The sequence below is a fragment of the Bradyrhizobium sp. SZCCHNRI1029 genome (genome assembly GCF_032487555.1).
In the GTDB taxonomy this organism is placed as follows: Bacteria; Pseudomonadota; Alphaproteobacteria; order Rhizobiales; family Xanthobacteraceae; genus Bradyrhizobium.
In genome coordinates, this window is the sequence record NZ_JAUEUK010000003.1 from 142,679 (window position 1) to 169,009 (window position 26,331).

Genomic DNA, 26,331 nt, shown 5'->3' on the forward strand with positions numbered 1-26,331 from the left:
CCCAGAGCTAGATCGCAGCCCGCAGCTCGTGCAGACGTTCCTTGATTGCGTCGACATCCACGCTGCCAGCACGCATCTTGGCTTCGGCTTGGCCTTTCACCAGCCCGCACAGTTCGACGAGCATAGCGTCATGGGCGCATACCGCGTCCATCTTGGTGTAGACGAGATTGTACTCGACGGGCTCCCAGGTCCCAAGATCGGCAAGGTTGTGCTGCATCTGAACCTCGAGGTGATCGAGCGCCGCGGCGAACTTGGCCTCCGCCGTGAGCTTCGCCTCAAATTCATGGAACAGGTCGAATATCTCCTGCCCGCCTCCCCGGGCAAGCGCGACCGGATGACTTCGATCGCCTCGCGCTCCTTGGCGACCTTGGCATCCTTTCGGCTGCCGGTCTCGAAGAAGGGGACGTCTCCGACCAGCGCCTCGACGAGGTCGTGGACGATGATCATCTTCAGCACGCGATCGATCTCGACCGGTCTTTCGAGATGACGGTGCACGAGCAACGCGAGCAGAGACATGCTCCAGCTATGCTCGGCCACGCTCTCGCGGCGCCCGTCAGACAGCCAGCTGTGGCGCAACTCGCGCTTCAGGCCCTCGGCGAGCCGATAGAAGTCGAGGGTCCTTGCCACAGCCTCCATCATCGTACCAACCTCGCACGATCGCTTGCAGCACCCCGGCCGCCCCCCTCGGATGACCGCCGGCCTGCCGTCCAGACACGGGCAAGCCGGCTCGCATCAGCAGCGTCCGCGCGCGCCTCAGAACGGAATGTCGTCGTCCATGTCGCTGTTGCGTCCGCCACCGCCCGCCGAAGCAACCGCGCGGCGCGGCGGCGCCATCGACGGACCGCTGCTGCCAAAATCACCGCCACCCATGTCATCGGAGAAGCTGCCGCCACCGCCGCCCCGGCCATCGAGCATCGTCAGGGTGGAGTTGAAGCCCTGCAGCACGACCTCGGTCGAGTACTTCTCGACACCGCTCTGATCGGTCCATTTGCGGGTCTGCAGCGCGCCCTCGATGTAAACCTTGGCGCCCTTCTTCAAATACTGCTCGGCGACCTTGCAAAGACCTTCGTTGAAGATCACCACGCGGTGCCACTCGGTCTTTTCCTTGCGCTCGCCTGTCGCCTTGTCGCGCCACGTTTCCGACGTCGCAATGCTCAGATTGGCGATCGGCCGCCCATCCTGCGTGCGCCGGATCTCGGGGTCCTTGCCGAGATTGCCGACCAGAATCACCTTGTTCACACTACCCGCCATCACCACTCTCCCGCGGTTCTCGATCATCGGACCGGCCGTCCACACCGGCCTCACGGCGTCCGGTGGCTAACCCTTCCTCTCGCGGCGGACCCTATACGGTTGCCGCGCGGTCCACCCGCCCTGTCCGTTGTTTATCCACATATAGCAGGCGGAAGGCCATTGTTCCAGTTTTGTTCGCGCGCATATGTCTACAACCGTGCGTCGAGTTCCACGGAACTCGATGGAACCGCAAGTTCTCGCAATGGAACCCGGAAAAAGTTCCCTTATTCACGAAAAAGGGATTAACTTTCATTAAGTTAGCCAGCCTCACTTCCTCCTCGGCTGTGGCTTTTGGGAGACGGTATCCAGGGTTGAATCGCGTATATTTGAGGATGGATTGGGGCCGCAAGCGTGGTCGCACCAACTTCACAGACGAGCGTCTCCGGGGACCATTTTGGAGACGCCCAACGCGGGAGACTTGGGATGAAACGAATTTTTCTCGGAGCTGTCAGCTTGATGGTTTTGGGGGCGCTGACGCCGGCGGGAGCCGCCGATCTCGCCGCCCGCCCGTACACGAAGGCCCCGGTGATGGCGCCGGCGCCGCTTCCGACCTGGGCCGGCTTCTACCTCGGCCTGCAGGGCGGCGGCGGCTGGGGCCGCAGCAACGAGACCTTCTTCGGGGCGCCGAATACGGCGATCTTTGCCGGCACCCAGAACTATGACACCAGCGGCGGCTTCGTCGGCGGTGTGGTCGGCTACAACTGGCAGGTCGACAACATCGTGTTCGGTCTCGAGGGCGACTATCACTGGGCCGACATCAACGGCCGGTCGGGCGTCGTCAACGCCGGTCTCGGCGATACCTACTTCACCAGGCTGCGCGGCTTCGGCGACATCAAGGGCCGCCTCGGCTGGGCTGCGGGTCCGGCGCTGTTCTTTGTCAGCGGCGGCGCTGCCGTCGGCGATCTCCAGCACCGCTACGACGCGGCGCTCAATGGTGGCGCGGCCAATAGCTTCGCTCAGAACAACTGGCGCTGGGGTTGGACGATCGGTGCCGGCGCCGAGTACATGTTCGCGCCGAACTGGTCGGCCAAGGTCGAATACAACTATCTCGACTTCGGCAAGAGCTCGATTCAGTACAGCGCGGTTCCGACCAACCGCTCCGAGTGGAGCGACACCGTGCACACCGTCAAGGCGGGCGTCTCCTATCACTTCGGCGGCCCGATCGTGTCGCGCTACTGATTGCACGCAAAAAGCGAATATGTCGAAAGGCCGGCCTCGCGCCGGCCTTTTTTGTGTGCCAGAACCGGCACTTGCCGAGCCGTTGTGTCCTTTGGGTGACGGCTTTTTACGGCGGAAGGAGCTATCAACGTCCGGCGGGTGGGCGTTGGTGAGAGCGTGCGTGCGGGCGTCGGACGTGGTTTGGGGAATGCGATGAGAAGGCTGTTGCTGGGGGCGACAACTTCGCTGGCGCTGGGGATTGCGCCGGCCATCGCTGCCGATCTGCCCGCGCGCACCTTCACCAAAGCGCCTGCGATGATCACGACGATCTATGATTGGAGTGGCTTCTATATCGGCCTGAATGCCGGTGGCGCAGCGGCCCGCACCTGCTGGACCAACAAGGTCAGCTTTGCCGGCGTGGCCGCAACCAACGCGGAAGGCTGCCATGATGCGACCGGCGCGCTGGCGGGCGGCCAGATCGGCTATCGCTGGCAGGCTGGCGGCTGGGTGTTCGGCATCGAAGGTCAAGGCAACTGGGCCAACCTCAAGGGCAGCAACACCAGCCAGTTCGCCCCGGCCGTGACCAACCAGACCAAGATCAACGGCATCGGCGTGTTCACCGGCCAGATCGGCTATTCCTGGAACAACGTGCTCTGGTACGTGAAGGGTGGCGCCGCGGTCGCGGGTGAGAAGTACAACGGCCTCTCCACGGCCACGGGCGTGGTGCTCGACGTGTCCAGCGCCACGCGCTGGGGGGCTGCGGTCGGGACTGGTGTCGAGGTCGGCTTCGCCAAGAACTGGTCGGTCGCAGCCGAATACGAGCACCTGTTCATGGGCAACCGCACCTTCGGCTTCTCGGGTGTTCCCCTTGGAGCCGCGGGCCGGACCGATGCGGTCGGCCAGGACGTCGACATGGCGACGGTCCGCGTGAACTATCGCTGGGGCGGTCCCGTCGTTTCCAAGCACTGACCCTCGAGGGCTGACACTCGGGATCTCACGCGGCGGCGCTTGCCCGGCCTGTCGTCACTCACGCTGTGACACAGCTCCCCCCGTCGGCTCTGGCAGTCGCCGTCTTTACCCGCGCTTAAGCACGATCGGCACATCCCGCCACACGGCTCGTCCCGGTCACGAGTTTGGAAAGCAGTCTCCCTTACAACCAGCCACAGGCCACCTTCGCGTGGGCCCGGATCGGAGGGATCCGGAGCGTGGTGTATTGGGACTGGGGAGAGACGAATGCAGAAGACGACCTTGATCTTGACCGCAAGCGCCGCGGCGCTGGGACTGGCGCCGGCCTCGGCGGCCGACTTCGCGACGCGCCCTTACAGCAAGGCGCCGCCGCCGGCCTATGTCACGCCGCTGCCGAGCTGGGCCGGGTTCTACCTCGGCGTCAATGGCGGCGCCGACTGGAGCCACAATTGCTGGACGCTCAACCGCGTCGGCGGCGTGGCGGTCGTGCCGACCCAGTCCGAAGGCTGCCACAACGCCTCGAGCGGCCTCATCGGCGGCCAGGTCGGCTATCGCTGGCAGGCGGCGAGCTGGGTGTTCGGCGTCGAGGCCCAGGGCAACTGGACCGACCTGAAGTCGTCCAATGCGAGCACGGCTGCGCTGGCCGCGGGCATCACCAACACCACCAAGACCGATGCGATCGGCCTGTTCACCGGCCAGGTCGGCTACGCCTGGGGCAACGTGCTCTGGTACGTGAAGGGCGGCGCCGCCGTCACCCACAACAAATACACCGGCACGGCGAATGCGGCCGCGCCCTTCCCGGTCGGCACGCTGCTGGATTCCGCCAGTGAGACCCGCTGGGGCGGCACCGTCGGTACCGGCGTCGAGTTCGGCTTCGCGCCGAACTGGTCGGTCGCCGTCGAGTACGACCACCTGTTCATGGGCTCGCGCGACATCAGCTTCCCGGCCACCGCAACCGTGCTGTCGCGCGTCGATACCATCAAGCAGGACATCGACATGGCGACCGTCCGCGTGAACTATCGATTCGGGGCGCCGATGGGCACGCGCTACTGAAAAAAGCCGCCGCTCGCACGCATTCGGAAAGGCCGGCCCTCGCGCCGGCCTTTTTCGTGTCAACAGCCCGGCAGCGTCGCGGCGTTTTTGTGCTAAATATATGATATATAACGCTTTTTCATTTCTGTGGCGGGCGCGTTACAGCCTCTCCGGGATGCCCTGTGTATGACTTGCCCATCGCTTGTCATTCCAACCTCCCGGGGGAGAATTTGATGAAGAAGTTGCTTGTGATCACGACGGCGCTCGTCGGCATCGCATCCGCCACATCCGCGTCGGCGGCCGACATGGCGGCCCGCCCGTACACCAAGGCGCCGCCGATGGTCGCGCAGATCCTGAGCTGGTCGGGCCTCTACGCCGGCATCCAGGGCGGCGGCGGCTGGGGCACCAGCAAGGAGACCTTCCTCGGCCGCTTCAATGCGCCGGGCTTCCTGGGCACCCAGAACTACAACACCAATGGCGGCTTCGTCGGCGGCGTGGTCGGCTACAACTGGCAGGTCGACAACGTCGTGTTCGGCCTCGAAGGCGACTATCACTGGGCCGACATCAACGGCCGCTCCGCCGTGGTCAATGCCGGCGTCGGCGACACCTTCTTCACCAAGCTGACCAGCTTCGGCGACATCAAGGGCCGCCTCGGCTATGCCGCCGGTCCCGCCCTGTTCTTCGTCAGCGGCGGCGCCGCGGTGGGCCAGTTGCAGCATCGCTATGACGGCGTGCCCGGCAACGTCTTCAGCCAGAACACCACCCGCTGGGGCTATACGGTCGGCGCCGGCGCCGAATACATGTTCGCGCCGAACTGGTCGGCCAAGCTCGAGTACAACTATCTCGACTTCGGCAAGAGCACGATCCAGTACAGCGCTGCGGCGCTCAACCGCTCCGAGTGGAAGGACACCGTTCACACGGTCAAGGCCGGCCTCAGCTACCACTTCGGCGGCCCGGTCATCGCAAAGTACTGATGCCTGCAAACCGACAGGTTCCGAGAAGGGCCGGCGAAAGCCGGCCTTTTTTGTTGCCCTGATGCCACCTTGCCGGCTCGCCACACCCGGAACCAAGTAACTGAGTGACATAGGCTTTCTGGAACTTGGCCGTAAAAACGCGGTTTGGGCGCGAGTGTGTCTTCAGGGTGACGGTAATCCGTACGGAACCGGGCTATAGGAACCTCGTCAACTTGAACGGGTGAGTCTGTTTCGTGCGTAAGCTTATCGGTGCGATGCGGACTTCGAGGAATAAAAATAAACTGGAGACTGGAATGAAGAAGATCCTGCTCGCGACCGTGGCCTTGGCCGCCCTGGCCGCTCCCGCTGCCGCCGCTGATCTTGCCGCACGCCCGACCTACACCAAGGCCCCGGTTGCCGCGCCGGTGCTGACCTGGACCGGCTTCTACATCGGTGCCATGGGCGGCTATGCCAACGAGAATGCTGACTTCGCGGCCATGAAGGGCGGCTTCGCCGGCGGCACCGTCGGCTACAACTGGCAGCAGGGTGCTGTCGTGTTCGGCCTCGAGGCCGACGCCGCTTGGGCCGACATCAACGCAAACGTCGGCGCGCTCGGTGTCAACGCCGAGTCCAAGATCCGCGACTGGGGCACTGTCCGCGGCCGCATCGGCTACGCCTTCGGCCCGACCCTGCTGTACGCGACCGGTGGTTACGCCTGGGCCGACAACCGCATCTCGCTGACGGCCCCCGGCTTCGCCGCTGCCGACAGCAAGATCCACTCCGGCTGGACCGTCGGCGCTGGCGTCGAGTACATGTTCGCCCCGAACTGGTCGCTGAAGGGCGAGTACCTCTACAAGAGCTTCGGTGGCGAGAGCTACACCTTCACCGGCCTCGGCACGCTCACGACCGGCACCCTCAACGTGCATTCCGGTCAGGTCGGCATCAACTACCACTTCTAAGTTTTTGCCTCCGGGCCAACGCACACAGCCTCCGCTCTGCCAGAGCGGAGGCTTTTTCTTTGTGGGATCGTGCACAAAACAGGACGGAACCGGCAGCCTCCTGCCAGTCGCTGCCATTCCCTGAGCGCATTGTTGATGATTCGCTGACGGCACTGGAAATCCAGCTCCGTTCTTCCTACGTTCCGACCATACCTTTTCCCCCTGGCGTCCGATGGCCGGCTTCCGGCGAAACGCGCCTGCAACGATGGCGCGACTCTGCGCCGTGGGACGATCGTCATGGATGAAGTGCTCAAGGCCAAGCAGCGCGCGCAAGCCAACCAGTCGAGCCTGCGGGCCATCACCATCCGCGGCGCCCGCGAGCACAATCTGAAAAACATCGACGTCGAGATCCCGCGCGACAGGCTCGTCGTGTTCACCGGCCTGTCCGGCTCCGGCAAATCCTCGCTCGCCTTCGATACGATCTACGCCGAGGGCCAGCGCCGCTACGTCGAATCGCTGTCGGCTTATGCCCGCCAGTTCCTGGAGATGATGCAGAAGCCGGACGTCGACCAGATCGACGGCCTGTCGCCGGCGATCTCGATCGAGCAGAAGACGACCTCGAAGAACCCGCGCTCGACGGTCGGCACCGTCACCGAGATCTACGACTACATGCGCCTGCTGTGGGCGCGCGTCGGCGTGCCCTACTCCCCGGCGACCGGCCTGCCGATCGAAAGCCAGACCGTCTCGCAGATGGTCGACCGCGTGCTGGCGATGCCCGAGGGCACCCGCCTCTATCTGCTGGCGCCGGTCGTGCGGGGACGCAAGGGCGAGTACAAGAAGGAGCTCGCCGAATATCTCAAGAAGGGCTTTCAGCGCGTCAAGATCGACGGCACCTTCCATGAGCTCGCCGAGGCGCCCACGCTCGACAAGAAGTTCCCGCACGATATCGACGTCGTCGTCGACCGCATCGTCGTGCGCCCCGACATCGGCCAGCGTCTCGCAGAAAGCTTCGAGACTGCGCTGAAGCTCGCCGAAGGCCTGGCCGTCATCGAGTTCGCGGACGCTCCCGCCTCGGCCGCGCCGGCGGAGGAGAAGGAAAAGAAGAAAACCGCAAAGATCCACGACAAGAGCGGGCCCGAGCGCATCCTGTTCTCGGAGAAGTTCGCCTGCCCGGTCTCCGGCTTCACGATCCCCGAGATCGAGCCGCGGCTGTTCTCGTTCAACAACCCCTACGGTGCCTGCCCGGAATGCGGCGGCCTGGGGGTCGAGCAGCACGTCGATGCCGACCTCGTCATTCCCGACAAGGACGTCACCCTGCGCAAGGGCGCGATCGCGCCCTGGGCCAAGTCGTCGTCGCCCTATTACCTGCAGACGCTGACCGCGCTCGGCAAGTTCTACAAGTTCACGCTGGACACCAAGTGGAAGGATCTGCCGAAGAAGACGCAGAACGCGCTGCTGCACGGCTCCGGCGACGACGAGATCAAGTTCACCTATGAGGACGGCGTCCGCGCCTACGACACCAAGAAGCCGTTCGAGGGCGTCATCACCAACATCGAGCGCCGCTTCCGCGAGACCGAGAGCGAGTGGGCGCGCGAGGAGCTCGGCAAATACTTCAACGACGTGCCCTGCGCCGGCTGCACGGGTTTTCGGCTGAAGCCCGAGGCGCTGTGCGTCAAGGTCGGCGACAAGCACATCGGCGAGATCAGCGACCTCTCCGTCAAGGCGGCCGGCGAGTGGTTCGCCGAGGTGCCGAAGGCCCTGAACGCGCAGCAGACCGAGATCGCCACGCGAATCCTGAAGGAGATCCGCGACCGCCTCACCTTCCTGCTCGACGTCGGCCTCAACTACCTGACCCTGGCGCGCTCCTCCGGCACGCTGTCCGGCGGCGAGAGCCAGCGCATCCGCCTGGCGTCGCAGATCGGCTCGGGGCTGACCGGCGTGCTCTACGTGCTCGACGAGCCGTCGATCGGCCTGCACCAGCGCGACAATGCCCGCCTGCTCGACACGCTGAAGCGGCTGCGCGACCTCGGCAACACCGTCATCGTCGTCGAACATGACGAGGACGCGATTCGCCTCGCCGACTATGTGCTCGACATCGGCCCCGGCGCCGGCACCCATGGCGGCCACATCGTCGCCGAGGGTACGCCGGCCGAGATCATGCGCAATCCGGCGTCGCTGACCGGCAAATATCTCACCGGCGAGTTCGAGGTCGAGGTGCCGGAGCGGCGGCCGCCGAACCATCGCCGCACCATCAAGGTCGTCAATGCCCGCGGCAACAATCTGAAGAACGTCTCGGCCGAGATCCCGCTCGGCCTGTTCACCGCGATCACAGGCGTGTCCGGCGGCGGCAAGTCGACGCTCCTGATCGACACGCTCTACAAGGCGATCGCACGCAAGCTCAACGGCGCCAACGAGGCAGCCGCGCCGCACGACCGCATCGAGGGGCTGGAGCATATCGACAAGATCATCGACATCGACCAGTCGCCGATCGGCCGCACGCCGCGCTCCAACCCCGCGACCTATACCGGCGCGTTCACGCCGATCCGCGAATGGTTCGCCGGCCTGCCGGAATCCAAGGCGCGCGGCTACGAGCCCGGCCGGTTCTCCTTCAACGTCAAGGGCGGCCGCTGCGAGGCGTGCCAGGGCGACGGCGTCATCAAGATCGAGATGCACTTTTTGCCCGACGTCTACGTCACCTGCGACGTCTGCAAGGGCAAGCGCTACAACCGCGAGACGCTCGACGTGCTGTTCAAGGGCAAGTCGATCGCCGACGTGCTCGACATGACCGTCGAGGAGGCCGCGGAGTTCTTCAAGGCGGTGCCGCGCGTGCGCGACACCTTCGAGACCCTGCGCCGCGTCGGCCTCGACTACATCCATGTCGGCCAGCAGGCCACCACGCTGTCCGGTGGCGAGGCCCAGCGCGTCAAGCTCGCCAAGGAGCTGTCCAAGCGCGCCACCGGCCGCACGCTCTACATCCTGGACGAGCCGACGACGGGCCTGCACTTCCATGACGTCAAGAAGCTCTTGGAGGTGCTGCACGAGCTGGTCGCGCAGGGCAACACGGTCGTCGTGATCGAGCACAATCTCGAGGTCATCAAGACCGCCGACTGGGTCATCGACCTCGGCCCCGAGGGCGGCGACGGCGGCGGCGAGATCGTCGCCTGGGGCCCGCCGGAAGATATCGTCAAGGCGCCGCGCAGCTACACCGGCCAGTTCCTCAAGCCGGTGCTGGAGAAGTCGGCCAAGCCGAAGAAGCGCGGCCGCGGCGCGGCCAGCGAGGCGGCGGAGTAGTTGCCCTCAACTCCCTTGTATCGATCGTCATTGCGGGCGAAGCGAAGCAATCCAGGGCCGCGTACGCGACTCTGGATTGCTTCGTCGCTGCGCTCCTCGCAATGACGCATGTGGTCGATACCGGTTCATCACAGCAAAGCCCGCCGCTCCCTGCAGAGCGGCGGGCTCGATGTTTCTGCAACGAACTCAGATTACCACTGGCGATAATACCCGCTCCGCGTGCCGTTGTTGTTGCCGCGCGGTCCGACGTCGCCCTGGGTCGAGCTTGGGGTCGGGTGGTTTGTGCCGTTGTAGCCGGCGCCCCAGCCCGGGCCGTCATACGGGCCCGGCGCGACGGCGACGTAGCCTTCCTCATAGACCGGCCCTGGCGCCCAGGCGAAGGAGTCGCGGTAGGCATAGGTGCTGGTGACCTGGCCGCCATAGCCGTAGCCGCCCGGCCCGTATTCGCCGGCCGAGGCGCCGATCGTGCCGGCGACCAGCGTGACGGCGGCCAGCGCGGCCAATCCAAACGTGCGTGTCATGAACTTGCTCCGTTGTTCCCAATTCATCGAGGAACAAACCATCGTCATGCCCCGGCAGTTCCGCCACCCGCCACAACATGTGTGCGACACAACGTGGCGCTCACGTTGCCGCGATCAGATGATCCGGAAGCTGGTCGCATCATCTCGCAAGCGACTGGGCGTCCTCTCAGACGACAAACCCGCCGCTCTTGTCGGAGCGGCGGGCTTGATCGACTCACTTCAGCGCCAGACGGCAACTACCACTGCCGGTAGGCGCCGGTCAGCGTGCCGTTGTTGTTGCCGGACGGGCCGACATCGCCCTGGGTCGAGCCCGGGGTCGGATGGTTGGTGCCGTTGTAACCGCCGCCCCAGGCCACTGGGCCAGCCACCGGACCCGGCGCGTAGGCCGGCGCCGGCGCTCCGCCATACACCGGCTCGGAATCGGAGGTCTGCGCCGGCGGCACCCAGGCCATGGAGTCGCCGAATCGGGCATAGCCCTGCGCGGACGCGGCGGCGGTGCCGATCACCAGCGTGGCTCCGGCCAGCGCGGCCATCTTGATCGTACGTTGCATGTCTCTCTCCTCGCTTCTGTGCGGGGTCAACCACCGCACGGCGCCAGGCGTTCCCGCAGCGCACACTCACAATAATCGTGATGAAAGGTTGATCGGCCGCCGCACCGAGCCCCCTTGCAGGACTGAGCGAACCCAGCCCCGCAAAAGCTGCCCTGCGGCGCTCAGGCCGCGACGGCGACCGCCCGTGGCCGCGCCACGCCGGTCTTGGTGACTCCCGGCAGCGGCGGCGCCTTCGTGCCGGTCGCATGCGGGAAATACTGCAGCTGCATGGAATGCATGTAGCCGGCTTCCGCGGTCCAGGAGTCGTTCGCCTCGACGATCGGCGTGATCGTGAACAGATCCGGATTGCTCGGCGCAATCGACGTATAGGTCGGGATCGCTGCGCTGAGCCACTCGAGCGGTTTGTAGATCGAGTAGTAGTTGGTATCCTTCAGGACCGGCGCCGGCGGCGGATAGGTACCGAGAATTCCGTTCAGGTTGGCCCAGGCCATCGGCACGATGTCGTTGCTGTTGACCGCCGCGTAATAGGTGTAGCTCTTTGCGAAGGTCGTCGCGAAGCCCGCGTTCCACATCGTCGGAGCCGCGAAGGTGTGCGGCCACAGCGTGAACGTCAGCGACGAGTTCAGCTTCGGCAACTGGTCCTGCAGCCACGCCGTCGCCACCACGGCGAGCGCGCCGCCGAGGCTGTGCCCGGTCACCATCAGTTGCAGGTTCTGCTTGGCCGCAAGGCCGCGCAGATAGTCCAGCAGCGACAGGTCCGTCGTGGGATCGGTGAGCGCGATGACCAGCGCCAGCGCGTCGTTGATTCCGGCGCTGATCTGCAGCGGCGCTCCGGCCTGCTGCGGATACAGCCACGGCACCTGGAAGACAGCATCGGCATCGGCGAGCACGTTCTCGAACGCGCCGGCGACCGAGCCATCAACATCGGTGCCGCGGAACGCCACCGCGTAGCTCCCGTCGCTGCCTTGCGCGACGTAGGCGAGCACGCCGTTGTTGACCGCCGGGCCCCAGCATAGCGACCACGGACCGTTCGCCGCACCCGATGGGACGGACTTCAGCATCGCCACGAAATCGCTCGGCTGAACCACATCGAGCGCGTCGTCGATATAGGCGAAGTAGGACAGATACGCTGCAGCAACCTTGTTGAGGGCCATGTGAAATCTCTCTGGCTTGAATGATGAAAACAATTTCGATCAAATCGGGCAGGCAGACCCTGATCCGCCGGCCCACCGGGATGATAGACCGCGTTATCTCCAGGTGCACATCACAACATGTTCAACCCCTGATCATCAAACGTCACCGTGGAGCTGCGACACGCAATGATCGCATCTCATTGCGCGCCGCCCCTCCCATTGCTATGGCGCAGGCTGTCGCAGGACGACACGCCTCGACGATCATCAGCTCCTCGCCACGCTCACCTCGCGCGATGCCCTACTCTCTCGTCATCTTTGATCTCGACGGCACCCTCGCCGACAGCTTCCCGTGGTTTCGCACCCACGTGAACGTCGTCGCGCAGCGCTTCGGCTTTCGTCAGGTGAAGGACGAGGACATCGACGGGCTCCGCCATGCCTCGACCCGTGAGATCCTCGATTTCCTTCAGGTGCCGCGCTGGAAGCTGCCCTTCATCGCGCGCCACGTGCGCCAACTGAAGACGGCGCATGCAGCGAGCATCCCGCTGTTCGCAGGCGTCGACATCATGCTCGACACGCTTGCCGCGAACGGCACCATGCTCGCATTGGTCTCGTCGGACAGCGAGGCCAACGCGCGGCAGAAGCTCGGATCGCGCGCCGGGCTGTTCGCCGATTTCGATTGCTCGGCCTCGGTGTTCGGCAAGGCACGGAAGTTTCGCCGGGTGCTGAAGCGGCTGCGCGTCGACCCAGCAGAGGCCATCGCGATCGGCGACGAGACCCGCGACATCGAGGCGGCGCGTGCCGCCGGCATCGCCTTCGGCGCGGTGACATGGGGCTATGCCGCGGAGCAGGCGCTGCGCGACCACCAACCGGAGATGCTGTTCACCCGGATGGACGAGATCGTGGAGCGGTTGGTGGTGCCCGCCAGACGAGATTCGTAGCCTGCATCAGCGCCGCCGGCGACATGCAGGGATAATGACGAGCCTCGATAACTCACCGCGTCATTGCGAGCGCAGCGAAGCAGTCCAGAGTCTTCGCGCGGCCTCGATTGCTTCGCTGCGCCGCTGCGCTCGCAGTGACGGAGGCTGCAGATGCAACTCCATCCGCCACCGGCGGACCTGCTCACCGCCGCAGGAACGCGCCGAATGCGCGCGGACCGTCGCCGACCTTGATCTCTCCGGTGACCTTCAGCGCGGCCACGTCGATGACGCTCAGAATGTTGCTCTCCCAATTGGCGACGATGACGCGCTGGCCGTCGGCGGTCGCCTCGATGCCCTCCGGATAGTCGCCGACGCTAATGCGCTTGAGCGGCTGCAGGCTCGCCAGGTCGAACACGCTGACCGTGCCGTCATACTGGTCGGTGGCGAAGCCCCTGCCCTGCGCCAGCGCCACCGCATAGGGCCGCAAACCGGTCTTGACCCGGCCGATCTCGCGGCGCTCGGCGAGGTCGATCACCGAGACGTCGTTGGAGGCGACATTTGCCGTGTAGGCGCGCTTGCCCTCGGCGTCGATGGTGACACCGAACGGCCGCGTGCCGACCTTGATGGTCGCAAGGCGCTGGCGCGTCGCCGTGTCGATCACCGAGACCATGTCGTCATCGCGGTCGGCGGAGAGCAGCAGCTTGCCGTCTTGTGTCACCGCAAGCCCCGACGGCGAGGCGCCGACCGCGATGCTGCCGGTCACGGTCCGGGTCTTCGTATCGATCACGCGGATTGCGGCGTTGTACCAGTCTGCGACGTAGACCGTCGAACCGTCCGGCGTCACGGCAATGCCGAGCGGCCCGCCACCGACCTCGACCCGTCCAACCACCTTTCGCGCGACAGCGTCGACGACGCTCACGCTCTTGTCGTCCGGGCTCGCCACATAGGCGAAGCGTCCGTCGGCAGCCACCGCGACGCCGGCCGGCTTGCCGCCGATCGGGATCGTCGCCACCGGCTTCGAGGTCGCGAGGTCGACGATCGTCAGATCGTCGCTGAGCTGGTTGGTGACGAAGGCCTCCTCGGCATGGGCACTGGCGCAGCAGACGAGCAAGGCTGCGAGCAGAAACGCTCGAATAGGATCTGGGAGACGATGAGTGGTACAGCGCCTTGCCTTGTACCCACCTCGCCCCGCTCTTGTCCGCCGTAGCTCGCAGAGCGAAGGCGGATGCGGGGCCGCGACGAGCTTCGCTCGCGCTGAGAGGTCGGATTGCATCGCCAGATGCAATCCGGGTGAGGGGGCACAGGTCCCACCACCCACACCACCCGTTCGGCAGCCCCTTACCCCAACCCTTTCCCCGTAAGAACGGAGAGAGGGAGCGCAGCGCTGACTTGGCGACATGGTCGTATCCAATCAGCTCCCGCTTTCCACCTTCTTCTTCAGTCCTTCGAGCCCGCCCTTGTACAGGCCGGTCACCGCATTGACCGCGGCCTCGTCGTTCAGTTCCGGTGGCGGATCGTTGTTGGGGAAGCCGCGGTAGAACGCGCCGGTCCATTCGACCACGCTGCCCTTGCCGTCCGCACTCGGCGTCACCGCGATGGTCGACGAGTAGTTCGTCACCGGCAGCACCTTCACGTCGACGGCGGTGATACGGTACGAATAGCTCATCTTCTCGGCGTCGTATTTGTAGAGCTCCTCGTCGACGGTAGCGCCGCCCTTCAGGGTCAGCTTGCGCGTGGCGCCAATCTCGTTGCCCTTGTCGCCCGCGGTCTTGTCGACGACGCCGAGCCAGCTCATGTCCTGGAAGTTGCCGATCACGGCCCACACCTTGGCGGGCGCGGCGTTGATCTCGACGTGCTCCTGCACCTTGCGCCGGGTCGGACCATGCGCATCCGCTGTGGTCAGGACCGTCGTTGCGATCGCGAGCGCCGCCGTCACGGCCAGCGCCTTGCCGAACACCATCCTCATGTCGTTTCCTCAGTCACTCTCATTGGCCGGCGCATCCGGCGCGCGGCGGCGCATCTTTACACCGCTCCCGATTGTTGCAACAAAAAAGACCGTGTCGTGGCCGATCAATTCGCGCCGCAGCAGCGCTTGTATTTCTGGCCGGAACCGCAGGGACAGGGGTCGTTGCGGCCGACCTTGCCGAACGACGCGAAGGGATTGGGCTGCCGGGCGAAGCTGGTGGACGCGGGCAGCGGAGCCCCGCTCTGCCGGTATTGATGCAGCGTCAGCACCGCCTCGCGGATATTCTGGGGCGCGTTGCGACTGAGATTTCGATATTCGACGGGATCCGGGTTCTCGTCGAGAGTTGCACCGATCATCATCATCAGACCGACCGCAGCCATGGCGACTTCGCCGCCCACCCGCTCATACGCATCGAACCTGTCACGACGCAGGTTCGTGGCCGCCGCGAAGCCGTCGATCCACAGCTCCCAGACGACCTCGCCGTTGAAGCCGTCGATCGGAAAGCGCGGCTGGTACTGCTCCGGATGATGCGCGAGCGTCAGCGCGATCTCCCGGTGATAGTCCATGACCAGCCCGAGCACCTCGTTGGCATGGTCGATGCTGGTGAACACGGAGCGACGGCCCTTGCCGAGCCCGAAGGCCGCCGCGAACCATTCGCCCGGCGGAATCGGCTCAGGGAGCACGAGCAGGCCGGCGATGAAGCCGTCGAGCTCCTCCAGCACCATGGCGCGATCATCCAGGGCCAGGAGCGCCTGTTCGAGCTTGTCGTGGCGACCGATCTGCTCCGGCATGCAGCCCCTCTTCCTTCGCTCCTGTCACGTTCCGAGTCGCCCGACGGGCACGGCGCGCACATGGCCGAGCCACGACGCGGCCGTTTTGACACCAAAACGGCCATGCGCGCAAAACCTAAATTTGCGCACGGGATCAGCGGCATCATCCTTGTCCAGTCCTGCCGTGAAAAATATTCCTGTTTCGCCATTTCGGAATTTCTGTTTTCCTGCATGCGTCCTGTCCTCACGAGAGGGGCGCTTCGCGGTCGTCACGGGCGTGGAGGGCGGGATGCGATGGACGTCACGGGCCCGGCGCTTTTGCGCAGACGACGGGTTTTGTGGCGGACGGCGAAATCGTGTGGTCCTGACCTCCCGACGCTGAGGTCAAGTGGGTGTCGATGCCTTCAAGGCGTCGCGCCGATGACGGTGGCCAGAAGGCCCGGCGCACCGAGGAGAGCGCGTATAAGCCGGTAGAAACCGTCGCGCAGGGAAGGCCGGTTGTTCGGCCAATCCTGTGGTTCCTGCCGCCTGCATTTTTTTTTCGCAGGCGGGCCATGGGTGCGGCCTGCACCCGGCCTTCCCTGCGCCCTCTCACTGAGGAGGGCGGAATGAACGTCAAAGCTCGGGTGCACCTGGCACGGCGAGAACGCGAAGTCATGTCTCTCCGTCATCGCGAGGAGCAAAGCGACGAAGCGATCCAGAGTCCTCGTGGGATCCTGGATTGCTTCGCTTCGCTCGCAATGAGGGCCGAGCAGGCTTCGCTCTGCTCGCCTATCATCCCGGCCTCACTCCGCCAGCACCGCCTGCACGAAGCCGTCGGGGTCGGCGCAGAACTCACGCATCGCCTTGAAATGATCCGTATCCTGCACCGCGACCTTCTCCAGGCCGTATTTGGTCAGCCGCAACAGGGTCGCGCCGGGATAGGCCATCAGGACAGGCGAATGCGTCGCCATCAGCACCTGGCAATGGCTGGAGTCATCCATGCGCCGCATCAGCTTCAGGAACTCGATCTGGCGCGCCGGCGACAGTGCCGATTCCGGCTCGTCGAAAATGTAGATGCCCTGGCGCTGGCAGCGTTCCTCGAAGAAGCGCAGGAACCCCTCGCCATGCGAATGGGACAGGAAGTCGGGCGGCGGCCCGCCGAACGGATCGTCCAGTGCGGCCTGATCGAGATAGCGCGCCACCGAAAAGAAGCTCTCGGCGCGGAAGAACCAGCCTTGCGTGATCTTCGGCAACCAACTCGCGCGCAGCGCGGCGGCAAGTGCGCCGCCCATACGCTCGATCGCACGCCCATGGTCGACCGGCATGTAACCCTTGCCGCCGCCAGCTTCGTCGTAGCCCGCGAGCGCGGCAATGCCTTCGAGCAGGGTCGATTTGCCGGTGCCGTTCTCGCCGACGATGATGGTGATGGCGTTGGTGAAGCTGAGCTCGAACGCGTCCTGCAGGAACGGCAGGCAAAACGGATAGGCCGCGCGATCGGAGATCTTCGCCGGATCGAGCCACAGCCGCTTCAGATAAGGGGCCGGCAGCCGGATCTCGCGTTGCTTCCTCGCCATGACGCCTTCACAACCTCGGTGACATCACCGGCAATCTCGCACATCGCGCCCGCATCGGCCACCGGCCCACGCGGGCTACGCCACGACCTCCAGCACCAGTTCCATCGTCATCAGCACCGGATTGTCGCCGCGGACGACGCGCCCCCGCGCGAGCGCGCCGGTGTAGTCGACCAGCGCGGCGTCAACAGTGGCTTCAAGGCCGTCGTCGCCCGGCGCGATCGCGCCGGCGGTGATGGTCAGCTCCGTCGCGAACGGCTCGACGACGACGCCGTCCTCGAAGCGCGCCCCGATGGTCGAGCCGACGCCGCCGCGAATGCGCGCTTTGCTGATCCCCTGCGCCCGGCAGAACGCTTCGAGGCAGCCGGCGAAATCCTGGTTCGGCCGCAGCCGGAGCGCGAAGGCGCGGCAATCCGTCGTGGCGCCGCTTGGTGCGGCCGCTACCGGCCCGAACAGCTTGAAGCCGGTCTCGACGTCCGGCTCTGCCGTGAAGATCGCGCCGTCGAGCCCGAAGGCGCCGACCTCGAACGGCTCGGCGACGATGGTCTCCTCCGGCAGGATGTGCCCGCCGCCGTTGCGGCCACCCTCCTCCGTCCACAGCGCGTGGCAATGGAAGAATGGCGCGCCGTCGCGCACGCCGAGCGTCATCGTCGCCGTCGACAGGCGCGTCACACCGGCGGGACGATAGGTGTCGCTGTAGAACGCGGCATGATCCGCCGTCTTCGACAGCGCCGGCATCACATAGGCGAACGGTCCGAGCGCACCGCCTTTGATATCGAGCACACCGCCGGCAAAGCCATTGGCCGCAAAGCCGCGGCGCGCGGCTTCCAAGAGCGGCAACCCCTGCTCCATGGTGAAGGTGAACACACGGCCGCGGGCCTCGACCCACTGGATGCGATCCGCGACGGGCGCACCGGGCTGGGTGATGGATCGCATCACGCGTCAACCCTGCCTGGTGAGATCGAGCAGGCCGCGGGCCTCGAGCTCGTCGCGCACCAGACGCTTCGGAATCTTGCCATAGCCCGATTTGGGCAACGCGTCCCAGAAGAAAAAGCGCTTCGGCATCTTGTAGCGCGGCAGCTTGGTGGCGAGATAGCCGGCGATTGCGCTCTCGCTCGGCGCGGCCGCACCTTCGCGCGCCACGCAGACGGCGACGCCGACCTCGCCCCAGACGGGATCAGGCACGCCGAGCACGGCGACCTCGCCGATGTCGGGATGGGTCAGGATCTTCTCCTCCACCTCGCGCGGATAGATGTTGGAGCCGCCGGAGATGTACATGTCCGACGCGCGGCCGGTGATATAGACGAAGCCCTGCGCGTCCATGTGGCCGAGATCGCCGGTGCGGAACCAGCCGTCGCGAAACGCCTTCGCATTGGCGTCGGGATTGTCGTAGTAGCCCGCAAACACGGCCGGACCGATGACGCAGATCTCGCCGGTCTCGCCCGGCTTCAGCTCACGCCCCTGATCGTCCTGGATCGAGACCTGCATGCCCGTGCGCTCATAGCCGCAGGTGCCGATCCGCGCCTCCGGTCCATCCTCTTCCTCGTGCGCCGCGGCCGGCAGCACCGTGATGTTGCCGGTGACCTCGCCGAGGCCGAAATACTGGACGATGACCTTGCCGAGCCGCGCCAGCGCGCGCTTCTGGTCCTCGCGATACATCGGCGCGCCGGCATAGATCACATGGCGCAGCGAGGAATGATCGAATTGGTCGACGGCGGGATGCTCGACCATCATCTTCAGGATGGTCGGCACCGTGAACAGGTTGCTGATGCGATGCATCTCGATCAGGCGGAAGGCTTCGGTGATGTCGAACTTCTCGCTCGGCAGCAGCACGGTCTTGGCACCGCGCGCGCTCTGCATCAGCTGGTGCACGCCGGCGCCGTGCGACAGCGGCGCCACGACGAGCGACGCGTCGTGCTCGGTCGTGCCCGGCGTCAGGTCTGCAAGATGGTTCGTGATGACGAACGCCATCTGGCCATGCGTCAGCACCGCCGCCTTGGAGCGACCGGTCGTGCCGGAGGTGAAGAAGAACCAGCAGGGATCGTCATGCTCGACGGCCGCGTTCGCGACGTGTGCGCCGACATGCGCCTTCATTGCGTCGGCCACGGCCCCCGTGCCGAAGCTGCCGCCTTCACCGATGCGCCAGGTAAAGTCAGCAGTCGTCACTGCGGCAGCATGATCCGGAAAGTCGCCGTGGCAGAGAAACGCCTTCGCGCCCGAGGCGGTCGCGAGATAGGCGACCTCGTCCGGCATCAGTCGGAAATTGGTGGGCACCCAGACCGCGCCGAGCCGGAACGCGGCGAACATCGAGACGAACATCTCCTCGCAGTTCTTGGAGTGCACCAGAATGCGATCGCCCTTGGCGATCCCCTGCTCGGCCAGCGCCGCCGCGAGCGCCGAGACCATCGCGTCGATTTCGCGCCAGGTCCACGACCTCTCGCCCCAGACGAAGCCGACGCGGTCGCCGAGCCGGCGGCCATTTTGCGTGACGATATGCGCGAGGTTCATCACCCGGCGGGACATGCGCAGGGGTGCCGGTGTCATCGACAATCTCTCGCGCCGCTGCTGCTGACGAACAGACCCATGGAAGCGTCCCCTCGATCGATCCTTCAGGCGATCTCAGCCGCCCGATACCTTTGGGCCTGTTTATCCCGGTCCTGCTCGCCCTCGCAAGGCCGGCCTCCCCATCCCACCCATGCGGTGGCGTGTTTCGAACGGATGCGGATGCCGCGCGACAAACCGTGGCCGGCCGCGCATTTCTTCATATCACCGCGCGCCGAATCTGATTTGAGGACAACCATGATCGATCGTCGCTTCCTGCTTCTCGGCCTCGCCGGCGTGCTCGCCGCTTCTCCGCTGCACGCGCAGGCGCCTTCTTCCAGCGAGCCCGTCGGCATCATGACTGCGATCTACACCCGCGTCGCCAAGGGCAAGGGGGAGGATGGCGGCACCTTCGTCATCGAGGACAAGGCGGCGCGCGCGAAATATCTGTCGAAGTCGCTGGCCGCCCAATGGGCGAAGATGGACGCCCGCACGCCCAAGGGCGAGGTCGGGGCGATCGATTTCGATCCCGTCACGAATTCGCAGGATCCCGATGTCGCCTCGTTCAAGGTGACGTCGGAAATGCAGGACGGCGACAAGGCAACCGTCGCGGTCAGTATTCGCGGCCACCGGACCGAGCGCAAGGAACAGGCCGACGACATCATCCGTTACGACCTCGTGCGCGAAGCGGGCCAATGGAAGATCGACGACATCCGGGGTGCGGTCGATGGCAAGCCATGGTCGATCCGTGCACTGCTGGCGGAGTTCCTCAAGATCACCGAGAAACCTAAACGAAAGTAGAGGCGCATGACTGATGTCCGTGACAACAAGGCCGGGAGCCGCTTCGAGCTCGACATCAACGGCCACGTCGCGTTTGCCAATTACCGGGCCACGCCGCAGGGGGTGATCATCACCCATACCGAGACCCCGCTACCGCTGCGAGGCCGCGGCATCGGTTCGCAGCTCGTGGAAGGTGCCCTCGCGCTGATCCGCGCCGACGGCCGCAAGGTCATCGCGGGCTGCAGCTTCGTCGCCGACTACCTCCGAGACCATCCGGAGAACCGGGACATCATGGCCTGATGGGCCGTGGAATTACCGGGCGAGACGATTGGACGGAGCGCCTTAACGCAATGGCTACCTGGATGGATCAGCAATCCCCCGCCGAGCAAGCAACCAGACCCATGGGGAGAGGCACATGTTCATCACAGCCATTTTCGACGTTCTCAAGCGCTACGTTCACTACCGCACGCAGCTCGCCTATCTCGACCAGCTCGACGAGCGCACGCTGCGCGACATCGGATTCGACCGCGACCAGCTACATGCGGAGGCCTGGGAACGCGCCGGCTTCGTGCACGTCTGAGGCCCTGGCACAGCCTCACGCCAGACGCGACCCAAGACGACAAAGGCCCGCACGATGGCGGGCCTTTCGCTTCTTGTTCTTGCCGTGAGCGGCGCAAGCTCAGTGCTTGATCTCCGGCGGCAGTTTGCCGCCATTGGCGGCGAGCTTGCTCATCACCTGCTTGTGCAGCCACACGTTCATGCTGGCGGAGTCGTTGGTGTCGCCGCTATAGCCGAGCTCCTTGGCGAGCTCCTTGCGCGCAGCGAGGCTCGAATCGATATCGAGCGCCTTCATCAGGTCGACGATCGAGGTTCGCCACTCCAGTTTCTCGTGCTTGGCAGCCGCCGCCTTGTCGACGATCGCAGCCACATCGACATTTTGCGGCGCAGCAGCCGGGGCCGCCGTCGGGGACGCAGCCGCGCCGCCGGCCGGCGCGGCGCCGCCCGCGGCGGGCGTGCTGCCGCCGGCCGGTGCCGCCTCGGCATGATGGCCGAAAATCGCGCCCATGATCTTTCCGAAAACGCTCATCAATGGCTCCCAATGGATGGTGATCGTAAGAAGAACTCGGCCGGCGGTGTTCCGTTGCAGAGACGCCCGTCGGAGCCGCTCCGCCACCGCCGTGGCCTGCCAAACGCGAACACGGCGACGAATGTGAAGCTTACCCAAGGCGGAATGACGGCGGAACGACTTTATTGGACCATGCTCAGGCTTCTGCATGGGCGTGCCAAGCTAATGCACTGCGACATTCACAGCCCTCACCGAGGCGTGAGTAGGCGCAGCCTGTTTTGCTACTATCCTGATGACTTCCGTTCGCGAATGGCCGCCCCGAGGTTCGTCGCGTCTGGCCATCCGCGAATTTGTTCCAACGAGAAGCGCAGCCCGCCTGCGTGGTTGGGAAGCGCCCCGCGCAAGTTGAGGGAGCACACGACGATGGCTACCTACCACAGCAATGCTGCCTCCCACGTTCGGGCGGCAGACGAGGTCGCGGCTGAGCTGACGATTCGTACGATCGACATGTCGAGCCTGATGCGTGCGCTGCGGCTCGGCTGGGATGACTTCAAGGCGGTGCCGAGTCACGCCGTGATGCTATGTGCGATCTATCCCGTTCTCGGCCTGGTGCTGGCGCGTGCAGTGTTCGGCTATGCGGTGGTGCCGCTGTTGTTTCCGCTGGCGGCCGGCTTCGCCCTGCTCGGCCCGTTCGCCGCGCTCGGTCTCTATGAGCTCAGCAGCCGCCGAGACCGCGGCGAGGACACCAGTGCCTGGGATGCCCTGGAGGTGCTGCGGTCGCCGTCGTTCGGCTCGATGCTCGGACTGGGCACGCTGCTGTTCGCGCTGTTCGTCACCTGGGTCGCGACCGCGCAGGCGATCTACGTCGCAGTGTTCGGCTATGGCGGCGCGACCGGTGTGAGCGATTTCCTGCAGCGGGTCTTCACTACGCCGCAAGGCTGGTGGCTGATCGCGGTCGGCTGTGGCGCAGGCTTCCTGTTCGCGTTGCTGGCGCTGTGCCTCAGCATCGTGTCCTTCCCCTTGATGCTCGACCGTCACGCCGGCGCGCTCGAAGCGGTCGTCACCTCGCTGCGCGTGGCGGCCAAGAACCCAGTTCCGGTTGCGGCCTGGGGCCTCATCGTCGCAGTGCTTCTGGTGGCCGGCACGATCCCGTTCTTCCTCGGTCTCGCCGTCGTGATCCCGGTGCTCGGCCACGCCACCTGGCATCTCTACCGTGAGGCCATCGCGATCCACCCCGACGCCGCCCGGATCGTGCCGCCGGTCCCCCGCAGCTCCAAGCCCGCGGCCGATTTCCCGGCGAACCTGTTCCCATGGCGCTCGCGTGACCAGATGTGAGGACGCAGCGATGAGTTTTCACTGCCGCCGGCCTCCGGGCCGGCGGTCGCGTCGAGGGGCCGCAGAGTGTGGCGGCGCTCACGAAATCCGACGCCAATGTGATCGAAAGGCCTTGCTGCTGCCGCGGTTACGCCCGACATGGAGCACGCCCAGCAACGCTTTTTGAATCCATTGCCGTCCAGGTGTTTCGATGATTGCTCGCGTTCTCGCCGTGTCCGCTCTTGCCTGTCTCGCTGCCCTTACCCCCCTGTCAGCGCCAGCGCACGCCGCGGTACCTTGCGGCAACGGCAATTTCGACGGCTGGCTCGCCGAGTTCAAGACCGAGGCTGCAGCCAAGGGCATCTCGCAAAACACGATCAATGCGGCGCTGACGGGCGTGACGCCCGACCAAAGCGTGCTGAACCGCGACCGCGGTCAGAAGGTGTTCAGCCAGACCTTCGAGGAGTTCTCCGGGCGCATGGTGCCGCCGCGCCTGACCCGCGGCTCCAACATGCTGAAGCAGTACGGCTCGGTGCTGTCGCGGATCGAGCAGAGCTACGGCGTGCCCGGCGAGGTCCTGGTCGCGATCTGGGGCCTCGAGACCGATTTCGGCGTCAATGTCGGCAAGTTCCCGACCATCCGTGCGCTCGCGACCTTGGCCTATGACTGCCGTCGCGCCGAGCAGTTTCGCGGCGAGTTGCTGGATGCGCTGCGGATCGTCGACCGCGGCGATCTCCAGCCGGCCGAGATGCGCGGCGCCTGGGCCGGCGAGATCGGACAGACCCAGTTCATGCCGTCGTCCTGGATCAAATATGCCGTCGATTTCGACGGCAATGGCCGGCGCGACCTGATCCGCAGCGCGCCCGACGTTCTCGCCTCCACGGCGAACTATTTGAAGGGCTATGGCTGGCAGAAGGGCAAGGACTGGGAGCCCGGCGGCCCGAATTTTGCGGTCATCCAGCAGTGGAACAAGAGCGAGGTCTATGCGCGGACGATCGCGACCTTCGCGACGCAGCTGGCGCGGGCGCCATAGCCTGCCAGGAAAAAGGCCGATCGCGGTGACGCGATCGGCCCTTGGTTCAACGATGCGAACGACTGACGCGCTACTTGATCATCCCGGCCTGCATCGCCTTCGTCAGATGAACGCTGCAGGCGCCCATCTTGCCGCTCAGCAGCGCATCCTGGGCCGCCGCGATCTCTCGCTGTGCCGTGTATCTGGCATCGCCATCAGCCATCGCCTCGATCGCCGTCTCAGTCTTCTCCAGGTTGGCCCCGCTGCAGCCGGCGCCATGCATCCGCGCCGCCTGAGCCGGACCGAACGTGGTCATCGCCGCGATGACGAGCGCGGTCCCCAACAGTTTGCTGTTCATTGTTTTTCCTCGCTGGTGCGACGGCGCAGGCATCATTGCCGGACGCCGCGACATTCTGTCGCACCACCTCGATATTCTCGCGAAATGAAATCACTGCGAGCCGCGCGTGATCGTGGACATCGGTTCACCGTCGCAACATCAAATAGTGAATATAAATTCATTCTGCTCGACCCATGCACCCCGTCGAGGCTCGAGATGATCAACGCTTAACGGCGTCGTAGCCGCGGTGACAGTCTATCGATCGGGCTTTTCAAACGAACGATTGAAAAACAGCATGATTACGGAGGTTTCCGACAGATCGCACCCTCTGATCCCCCTGCCCGATTCTTACCCAAGCGTTACCCAAGCTATGCGCCGGAGGTTTAGCTGCATCGCAACATCAGCGCTTCCGCATCGCAACAATCTCTTCTATGTTCATTTCAACGATGAGGTTCCAATGAAGAACTGAATCGTGAACTAAAGGAGATTTCTCATGTTGCTCTCGCTCATCCGCATGGTTCAGGCGTTCCGTGAGTATCAGCGCAACGTTGCCGAGCTGTCGCAGCTCAGCGATCGCGAACTCGCCGACATCGGTCTCGATCGCTCGGACATCCCGCGCGTTGCCGCCGGTCACTACAACGGCTGATCGGCCTTCTTCCGATATCTACCGGACATCGCCCGCCTCGCTGCGGGCGTTGCCGCATCTAGGCCTGGCGCAGCGAGACACATGCGCCCGCTTTCTCGCGCCGAGCCTCATTGGCGCATTTGCAGCGCTCGGGAAAAGCGCTACCTGTCCCGCGCATGACAGGCTCCAAATCACCTTCGAATACCGTCCACGTTGTCGGTGCCGGCCTCGCCGGCTCTGAAGCCGCTTGGCAGCTCGCCGAGGCTGGAGTCGATGTGGTGCTGCACGAGATGCGGCCGGACCGCATGACCGAGGCGCACCGAACCGCCACCGCGGCCGAACTGGTGTGCTCGAACTCTTTCCGCTCCGACGATGCGGCCAACAACGCCGTCGGCCTGCTGCATGCCGAGATGCGCCGGCTGGGCTCGCTGATCATGCGCGCTGCCGACGCCAATCAGGTTCCGGCCGGTGGCGCATTGGCCGTCGACCGCGACGGCTTCTCGGCGGCCGTCGCAGCGGCTCTCGAAGGGCATCCACGCATCGCGCTGCGCCGCGGCGAAGTTACCGGCTTGCCGCCGGCGGAGTGGGATCGCGTCATTGTCGCCACCGGTCCCCTCACCTCGCAGCCGCTCGCCGAGGCCATCCGTGACCTGACCGACGAGACGGCACTTGCTTTCTTCGACGCCATTGCGCCGATCGTGCACAAGGACACGATCGACATGACCAAGGCGTGGTTCCAGTCGCGTTACGACAAGGTCGGTCCGGGCGGCACGGGGGCTGACTACATCAACTGTCCGATGACGAAGGAGCAGTACGACGCCTTCGTCGCGGCGCTGCTCGCCGGCGAGAAGACCGACTTCAAGGAGTGGGAGACCAACACGCCCTATTTCGACGGCTGCCTGCCGGTCGAAGTAATGGCCGAGCGCGGCCACGAGACGCTGCGTCACGGCCCGATGAAGCCGGTCGGCCTGACCAATCCGCACAATCCGACGGTCAAGCCCTACGCGATCGTGCAGCTGCGCCAGGACAACAAGCTCGGCACGCTCTACAACATGGTCGGATTCCAGACGAAGCTGAAATACGGCCCGCAGCAGCAGATCTTCCGCACCATTCCCGGGCTGGAGAACGCGGAGTTCGCGCGGCTCGGCGGCCTGCATCGCAACACCTTCCTCAACTCGCCGAAGCTGCTCGATGCGCAGCTCCGCCTGCGCGTCCAGCCACGGCTGCGCTTTGCCGGCCAGATGACGGGATGCGAGGGGTATGTGGAATCGGCGAGCATCGGCCTGATCGCCGGCCTCTACGCCGCCGCCGAGGTGCGTGGCGCCAATCTGCTGCCACCACCACCAACCACGGCGCTCGGTGCCCTGCTCGGCCATATCACCGGCGGCCACATCGAGACGATCGACGGTGCGACGCGCTCGTTCCAGCCCATGAACATCAATTTCGGTCTGTTCCCGCCGCTGGCGACAACCCCGACCCGCAAGCCGGACGGCACGCGGCTGAAGGGCAACGAGAAGACGGTGGCGAAGAAGCAGGCGATGAGCGCCCGCGCGCTGGCCGATCTCGACCGCTGGATCGCCGAGCACCTGCCCGTCGCGGCCGCTGCGTGAGAGCCCC

The 26,331-nt window shown here is 65.2% G+C and carries 26 protein-coding genes and 1 pseudogene; 14 read left to right on the forward strand and 13 right to left on the reverse strand.

The features are described from left to right. Positions 1–7 precede the first annotated feature (7 nt). Positions 8–639 (reverse strand): annotated as a pseudogene (locus tag QW861_RS33980) (HD domain-containing protein). Positions 640–753: 114 nt separating this feature from the next. Beyond that, the gene (locus QW861_RS09790; protein WP_315711764.1) at positions 754–1,251 is read right to left on the reverse strand and encodes a single-stranded DNA-binding protein; all 498 of its coding nucleotides are present in this window, start codon (positions 1,249–1,251) and stop codon (positions 754–756) included. A gap of 462 nt (positions 1,252–1,713) precedes the next feature. Here QW861_RS09790 and QW861_RS09795 point away from each other — a divergent pair, with 462 nt between their 5' ends. The 6 genes from QW861_RS09795 (at position 1,714) to uvrA (ending at position 9,628) form a co-directional block, all read left to right on the forward strand. Beyond that, positions 1,714–2,469: an outer membrane protein gene (locus QW861_RS09795; RefSeq protein WP_315711763.1), complete on the forward strand. Its 756-nt coding sequence runs from the start codon at positions 1,714–1,716 to the stop codon at positions 2,467–2,469. Between the two features lie 192 nt (positions 2,470–2,661). After that, entirely contained in the window at positions 2,662–3,417 is a 756-nt protein-coding gene (locus QW861_RS09800) for an outer membrane protein (protein ID WP_316170186.1), read from the forward strand. A 264-nt stretch (positions 3,418–3,681) separates the two neighbouring features. Continuing rightward, positions 3,682–4,467: an outer membrane protein gene (locus tag QW861_RS09805; RefSeq protein ID WP_315827543.1), complete on the forward strand. Its 786-nt coding sequence runs from the start codon at positions 3,682–3,684 to the stop codon at positions 4,465–4,467. Positions 4,468–4,679: 212 nt separating this feature from the next. Then, positions 4,680–5,420: an outer membrane protein gene (locus tag QW861_RS09810; RefSeq protein ID WP_315827542.1), complete on the forward strand. Its 741-nt coding sequence runs from the start codon at positions 4,680–4,682 to the stop codon at positions 5,418–5,420. 293 nt (positions 5,421–5,713) lie between these two features. Beyond that, positions 5,714–6,358 (forward strand): porin family protein, encoded by a 645-nt coding sequence (locus tag QW861_RS09815; RefSeq protein ID WP_315827541.1) that lies wholly within the window; start codon positions 5,714–5,716, stop codon positions 6,356–6,358. 276 nt (positions 6,359–6,634) lie between these two features. Continuing rightward, on the forward strand, positions 6,635–9,628 hold the full coding sequence (gene uvrA / locus QW861_RS09820) for an excinuclease ABC subunit UvrA (protein ID WP_316175355.1): 2,994 nt from the start codon (positions 6,635–6,637) through the stop codon (positions 9,626–9,628). A gap of 191 nt (positions 9,629–9,819) precedes the next feature. On the opposite strand, the gene QW861_RS09825 is transcribed toward uvrA, so the two are convergent. From QW861_RS09825 to QW861_RS09835, 3 genes are all read right to left on the reverse strand, one after another. Next, positions 9,820–10,149, reverse strand: coding sequence for a hypothetical protein (locus tag QW861_RS09825; RefSeq protein ID WP_316175353.1), 330 nt, complete (start codon positions 10,147–10,149; stop codon positions 9,820–9,822). A 236-nt stretch (positions 10,150–10,385) separates the two neighbouring features. Next, on the reverse strand, positions 10,386–10,700 hold the full coding sequence (locus QW861_RS09830; protein ID WP_316175352.1) for a hypothetical protein: 315 nt from the start codon (positions 10,698–10,700) through the stop codon (positions 10,386–10,388). Between the two features lie 161 nt (positions 10,701–10,861). Further along, positions 10,862–11,854, reverse strand: a complete 993-nt coding sequence (locus QW861_RS09835; protein WP_316165342.1) for a lipase family protein — start codon at positions 11,852–11,854, stop codon at positions 10,862–10,864. Between the two features lie 272 nt (positions 11,855–12,126). Between QW861_RS09835 and QW861_RS09840 the strand changes: the two genes are divergently transcribed. Continuing rightward, on the forward strand, positions 12,127–12,771 hold the full coding sequence (locus tag QW861_RS09840) for an HAD hydrolase-like protein (protein WP_315711750.1): 645 nt from the start codon (positions 12,127–12,129) through the stop codon (positions 12,769–12,771). Between the two features lie 181 nt (positions 12,772–12,952). Here QW861_RS09840 and QW861_RS09845 read toward each other — a convergent pair whose 3' ends face one another. The 6 genes from QW861_RS09845 to QW861_RS09870 all read right to left on the reverse strand — a co-directional run bounded on the left by QW861_RS09845 (position 12,953) and on the right by QW861_RS09870 (position 19,583). After that, positions 12,953–13,885 (reverse strand): cytochrome D1 domain-containing protein, encoded by a 933-nt coding sequence (locus QW861_RS09845; protein ID WP_316193098.1) that lies wholly within the window; start codon positions 13,883–13,885, stop codon positions 12,953–12,955. A 276-nt stretch (positions 13,886–14,161) separates the two neighbouring features. Continuing rightward, positions 14,162–14,716, reverse strand: a complete 555-nt coding sequence (locus QW861_RS09850; protein WP_315827537.1) for an SRPBCC family protein — start codon at positions 14,714–14,716, stop codon at positions 14,162–14,164. A gap of 104 nt (positions 14,717–14,820) precedes the next feature. Further along, on the reverse strand, positions 14,821–15,507 hold the full coding sequence (locus tag QW861_RS09855) for a UPF0149 family protein (protein WP_316192969.1): 687 nt from the start codon (positions 15,505–15,507) through the stop codon (positions 14,821–14,823). Positions 15,508–16,271: 764 nt separating this feature from the next. Continuing rightward, on the reverse strand, positions 16,272–17,042 hold the full coding sequence (locus QW861_RS09860; RefSeq protein WP_315827535.1) for an AAA family ATPase: 771 nt from the start codon (positions 17,040–17,042) through the stop codon (positions 16,272–16,274). Between the two features lie 75 nt (positions 17,043–17,117). Beyond that, the gene (locus tag QW861_RS09865; RefSeq protein WP_316192970.1) at positions 17,118–17,975 is read right to left on the reverse strand and encodes a PCC domain-containing protein; all 858 of its coding nucleotides are present in this window, start codon (positions 17,973–17,975) and stop codon (positions 17,118–17,120) included. A gap of 6 nt (positions 17,976–17,981) precedes the next feature. Continuing rightward, positions 17,982–19,583: an acyl-CoA synthetase gene (locus QW861_RS09870; RefSeq protein ID WP_316192971.1), complete on the reverse strand. Its 1,602-nt coding sequence runs from the start codon at positions 19,581–19,583 to the stop codon at positions 17,982–17,984. A gap of 255 nt (positions 19,584–19,838) precedes the next feature. On the opposite strand from QW861_RS09870, the gene QW861_RS09875 reads away from it, so the two are divergent. From QW861_RS09875 to QW861_RS09885, 3 genes are all read left to right on the forward strand, one after another. Further along, entirely contained in the window at positions 19,839–20,381 is a 543-nt protein-coding gene (locus tag QW861_RS09875; protein ID WP_316193099.1) for a DUF3828 domain-containing protein, read from the forward strand. A gap of 6 nt (positions 20,382–20,387) precedes the next feature. Next, on the forward strand, positions 20,388–20,660 hold the full coding sequence (locus QW861_RS09880; RefSeq protein ID WP_315711742.1) for a GNAT family N-acetyltransferase: 273 nt from the start codon (positions 20,388–20,390) through the stop codon (positions 20,658–20,660). A gap of 115 nt (positions 20,661–20,775) precedes the next feature. Further along, complete coding sequence (locus QW861_RS09885) at positions 20,776–20,940, forward strand: DUF1127 domain-containing protein (RefSeq protein WP_315751025.1); 165 nt, start codon at positions 20,776–20,778, stop codon at positions 20,938–20,940. Positions 20,941–21,039: 99 nt separating this feature from the next. On the opposite strand, the gene QW861_RS09890 is transcribed toward QW861_RS09885, so the two are convergent. Then, positions 21,040–21,447, reverse strand: a complete 408-nt coding sequence (locus QW861_RS09890) for a DUF3597 domain-containing protein (protein ID WP_315827531.1) — start codon at positions 21,445–21,447, stop codon at positions 21,040–21,042. 402 nt (positions 21,448–21,849) lie between these two features. Here QW861_RS09890 and QW861_RS09895 point away from each other — a divergent pair, with 402 nt between their 5' ends. Continuing rightward, positions 21,850–22,761: a DUF2189 domain-containing protein gene (locus QW861_RS09895; protein WP_315711738.1), complete on the forward strand. Its 912-nt coding sequence runs from the start codon at positions 21,850–21,852 to the stop codon at positions 22,759–22,761. Positions 22,762–22,951: 190 nt separating this feature from the next. Beyond that, a complete protein-coding gene (locus tag QW861_RS09900; protein ID WP_315711736.1) occupies positions 22,952–23,773 on the forward strand; it encodes a lytic murein transglycosylase in 822 nt (273 codons plus the stop codon). Positions 23,774–23,843: 70 nt separating this feature from the next. Here QW861_RS09900 and QW861_RS09905 read toward each other — a convergent pair whose 3' ends face one another. Further along, positions 23,844–24,110 carry a hypothetical protein gene (locus QW861_RS09905; protein WP_316192972.1) on the reverse strand — a complete coding sequence of 89 codons (267 nt, stop codon included), beginning with the start codon at positions 24,108–24,110 and terminating at the stop codon, positions 23,844–23,846. A 472-nt stretch (positions 24,111–24,582) separates the two neighbouring features. On the opposite strand from QW861_RS09905, the gene QW861_RS09910 reads away from it, so the two are divergent. Beyond that, positions 24,583–24,735 (forward strand): DUF1127 domain-containing protein, encoded by a 153-nt coding sequence (locus tag QW861_RS09910; protein ID WP_006614327.1) that lies wholly within the window; start codon positions 24,583–24,585, stop codon positions 24,733–24,735. Positions 24,736–24,890: 155 nt separating this feature from the next. After that, complete coding sequence (gene trmFO / locus QW861_RS09915) at positions 24,891–26,324, forward strand: methylenetetrahydrofolate--tRNA-(uracil(54)-C(5))-methyltransferase (FADH(2)-oxidizing) TrmFO (protein WP_315711734.1); 1,434 nt, start codon at positions 24,891–24,893, stop codon at positions 26,322–26,324. Positions 26,325–26,331 lie beyond the last annotated feature (7 nt).